This window comes from Archangium violaceum Cb vi76 (assembly GCF_000733295.1).
Lineage (GTDB): Bacteria > Myxococcota > Myxococcia > Myxococcales > Myxococcaceae > Archangium > Archangium violaceum.
Window position 1 is genome coordinate 1 of sequence record NZ_JPMI01000147.1, and the last position, 4194, is coordinate 4194.

Genomic DNA, 4194 nt, shown 5'->3' on the forward strand with positions numbered 1-4194 from the left:
CCACGGCCCGCTCTGGCCACACGGCGACGCTACTGCCCGATGGGCGGGTGTTGGTCACGGGCGGCACCCACTCCGGCACCGAGCAGTCCAGCGCGGAGGTGTACGACCCGGCCACGGGGCTCTGGAGCGCGGCGGGCACCATGGCCATGCCCCGCGCTGGCCACACGGCGACGCTGCTGCCCGATGGCCAGGTGCTGATCACCGGCATGGGCTCCCCCAGCACGGAGGTGTACGACCCGGTCACGGGGGAGTGGAGCCCCACGGACTCTCAGTCCCAGCCTCGCACTTTCCATACGGCGACGCCGTTGTCCAAGGGCCAGGTGCTGCTCACCGGAGGCAATGGCCCACTCGCCAGCGCGGAGGTGTACACGGCGCCAGGCGTCCCGAGCCCGGCGGGCGAGTTGGAGGAAGCCCGGACGGACCTCATGGCGGTGCTCCTGCCCGATGGACAGGTGTTGGTGGCGGGGGGCTCGGGCACCAGCGGTCCCCTGGCCAGCACGGAGCTCTTCAACCCCGTCACCGGCCTGTGGACCCACGCGGAGAGCATGCAAACGCCTCGCGCCTCCGCCACGGCCACGCTGTTGCAATCGGGCGAGGTGCTGGTCGTCGGAGGCACGGGCCTGGAAGGCAGTGACCTGCGCGCCATGAGCTCGGGCCCGGCACTCTCCAGCGCCGAGCTGTTCAACCCGCTGACCAGGAAATGGCGCTCCGTCGGTTCGCTCAATCAGGCCCGCCATTCCCACTCGGCGCTCCTGCTCCCCACGGGCAAGGTCTTGGTCGCCGGAGGATTGGATGCTCAAGACACCCCCCTGAACACCGCCGAGTTGTACGACCCGGTCACCAGGACGTGGCGCCCGACGCGCTCCATGAGCACGGCCCGCCAGAATCCCATGGTCCTCCTGCTCCTCTCGGGCCAGGTGCTGGTCGCCGGAGGCGAGGACGCACAAGGCAAGACCCTCTCCACCGTGGAGCAGTATGACCCGGTGAAGGAGAGGTGGACGGAGGTGGCGGACATGAACACGGCCCGTGCCTCCGCGATCGCCGTGCTGCTGCCCGAGGGAGAGGTGCTGGTGGCCGGAGGCACGAACGGCAGCGCGGACCTCTCGAGCACCGAGGTGTACGACGTGGGGACGAAGACCTGGTCCGCCGTGGGCTCGATGCGCACGGCTCGCAGGGCCCACGCGGCGCACCTGATGCCCACCGGCGGGGTGCTGGTGCTCGGCGGTACGCGGGGCGGCGATCCGCTGAGCGACGTGGAGGTATATGACCCGGAGCACGAGGTGTGGCGGCCCCGTTCCAAGTTGATCACGCCCCAGCAGGACTCCACGACGGTGCTGCTGGCGACGGGCCAGGTGCTGATAATTGGAGGCAAGGACGCGCACGGCCCCCTGTCTGGCGCACAGCAGTATGCCGAGGGGCAGGGCATCCCGCGCCCGGTCATCGAATCGCTGAGGCCCCAGCGGCCGGGCGCGAGTGTCCCCCTGCGGGGAAGCGGCTTCCGGGGAACCAGCGGCAGCCCCTCCATGGCTCGCCTGCTGCTCGAGCCGGGCGGAGCGTTGAGAGACCTGACGGTGAGCGTGTTCTCGGAGACCTCCGCACGGATCACCCTGCCGGACGTGCCGGACATGCCGGATGGCCATCACCTGCTCTTCCTCCTGACGGATGGGATCGCCGGAGGCCAGATGGTCCATGTGGACGGGACACCGCCTGGGGCGCCCGTGGTGAAGGCGCAGCCCGCCCGGGTCAACCAGCCGCTGCCGACGGTGACCGGCACCGCCGAGCCGGGCAGCACGGTCAAGGTGCTGCTGGATGACCGGGAGGCAGGTACGGCAACGGCGAACGCCACGGGAGCCTGGAGCCTGACCCTGACGATCGCCCTCGAGGAGGGGATCCACCAGCTCACGGCCACGGCCACGGATGAGGCGGGCAACACCAGCCCGCCCTCGGTGGCCCGCGGCCTCACCCTGGACAGGGAGCCGCCGCTGGCACCCGAAGTGCTGCCGCTCGAGGCGTTCATCAATGTCCCCCGGCCCACCCTGGGAGGCACGGCGGAGCCGGGCAGCAGTGTGACGGTGTTCGTCAATGATGAGCGGAAGGGCTCCAGTACCACGGACACGGAGGGGCGCTGGAGCCACACCCTGACCAAGGCGCTGAAAGACGGCAAGTACTCGGTCGCGGCAACCGCAACGGACATGGCGGGCAACGTCAGCCCGCCCTCCATGGCATCAGGCTTCACCGTGGACACGCAGGCCCCCGCGGCGCCCACGGTGCTGGCGCCACAAGAGGGAGACAAGGTCTCCACTCCCATACCGACGCTCGGCGGGACCGCGGCTCCCGGCAGCAAGGTGCTCGTATTCCTGGATGGGCACAAGGTGGGGACGGCCACCGCGGATGACACGGGGGCCTGGAGCTTGCCGGCGCCCAAGGAACTGACGAGGGGAGAGCACACGGTCTCGGCGCGCGCCAAGGATGCGGCAGGCAATATCAGCCCGGCCTCCGCGTTGCGCCGCTTCACCGTGAGCGGCGCCAATGACGAGGAATACATTCTGAGCGGCGGTGGCCTCTTCGGCTGCGCCGCGGGCCCGGGACAGTCCTCTGCATGGGTGCTGGGGCTCATACTCCTGCGACGCCGCCCCGGCCGCCGCCGCCTCGCTTGAGTTGGGGGAATACATGGACAGCACGAAGAGACACAGCGGAAAGCGGATGGCCGTCATCGGCGAGGCACTCCTGTGGCTGGTATGTGTGTGGTTGGGCTGCGGCCCGCGGGAAGATCCAAGGACAGAGGGCATGCGAGCGGCGGCACGGAGCCTGGGACCGGCACGGGTAGCGGACTCCTCCCGTGAGGGCTCCGGCTGGAGCAGCAGCGCCCCCATGAAATCCATCCGCTACAACCATACGGCCACGCTGCTGCCCTCCGGCAAGGTGCTCCTCGCCGGGGGCAACAACGCCACCTCGGGACTGCTCGTCAGCGCGGAGTTGTATGATCTGGCGACCGGCATGTCGCAAGGGACCGGCTCGCTGCCCCGGGCCCGCCAGGGCCATACGGCCACGCTGCTGCCCTCCGGCAAGGTGCTCGTCACCGGAGGGACGGACAACGAGGGCAAGGCCCTCGACAGCGCCGAACTGTATGACCCGGCCTCTGGCTCCTGGAGCACCGTGGCGCCAATGAAACATGCCCGCTTCGGGCATACAGCGACGCTCCTGCTACCCTCCGGCGGAGTCCTGGTCGTCGGCGGCACCTCGGATGGCAGCCAGGAACTCCAGACAGCGGAGGTGTACAACCCAGCGGAGACACCTTCCTGGAGCAGCGTGGATCCACTGAACCATGCCCGCTTCGGACATACGGCGACGCGGCTGCCCTCCGGCAGGATCCTGGTCATCGGCGGGGCCGCCGAACCGGAAATCGAGGAGTTCGATCCGGACTCGAGGACATGGAGTCCACTGAAGCCATTGCCCACCAATCGCTTTCACCACACGGCGACGCTACTCCCCTCGGGCGAAGTCCTGGTCACCGGTGGCACCGCGGATGGCAGCACCGGCCTTCAAAAGGCGGAGGTGTATGATCCAGTGGGGCACAGCTGGAACGATGCCGGGAGCTCGATGAGCCAGGCCCGCTTCGGGCACACGGCGACGCTGTTGCCCTCCGGCAGGGTGCTGGTGACGGGAGGCCGCACCGGGACGCTCAGTGGCCTCTCCAATACAGAGATGTATGACCCGCGGAATGGGAGCTGGAGTACCGGTCTCCCCTTGAGCACCGGCTCCTTCCAGCACACGGCGACGCTGTTGCCCTCTGGCAGGGTGCTGGTGGCGGGAGGATTCGGAAACGAGACGTTGGACAGGACGGAGGTGTATGCCCCGGGGCCTGGAGGCTGGCGGGATGAGCTGGCACTGCCCGTGGCGCGCTCCGGCCATACCGTGACGCTGCTGCCCACGGGCAAGGTGCTGGTGGTGGGAGGGACGCAGGACGGAAGCAGCCCCCTGTCCAGCGCCGATCTGTATGACCCGGCGAGTGGCACCTGGAGTGCAACGACGGCCCTGGGCACCGCGCGCTCCGGGCATACGGCGACGCTGCTGCCCTCCGGCAAGGTGCTGGTGGCCGGTGGCCGCGATGAAGGAGGGCCCCTCGACAGTGCCGAGCTGTATGACCCGGACACCCACGGGTGGAGCCCCACGGCCATGCCCCAGGGCGCCGCG

General features: G+C 69.5%; 2 protein-coding genes. Both read left to right on the top strand.

Features of this window, described 5'->3' with window-relative positions; translation table 11 throughout:
- A partial coding sequence (locus Q664_RS52470; RefSeq protein ID WP_235216819.1) for an Ig-like domain-containing protein occupies positions 1 to 2657 on the top strand: 2657 nt, incomplete at its 5' end.
- Between the two features lie 214 nt (positions 2658 to 2871).
- A partial coding sequence (locus tag Q664_RS21995; protein ID WP_326938726.1) for a Kelch repeat-containing protein occupies positions 2872 to 4194 on the top strand: 1323 nt, incomplete at its 3' end.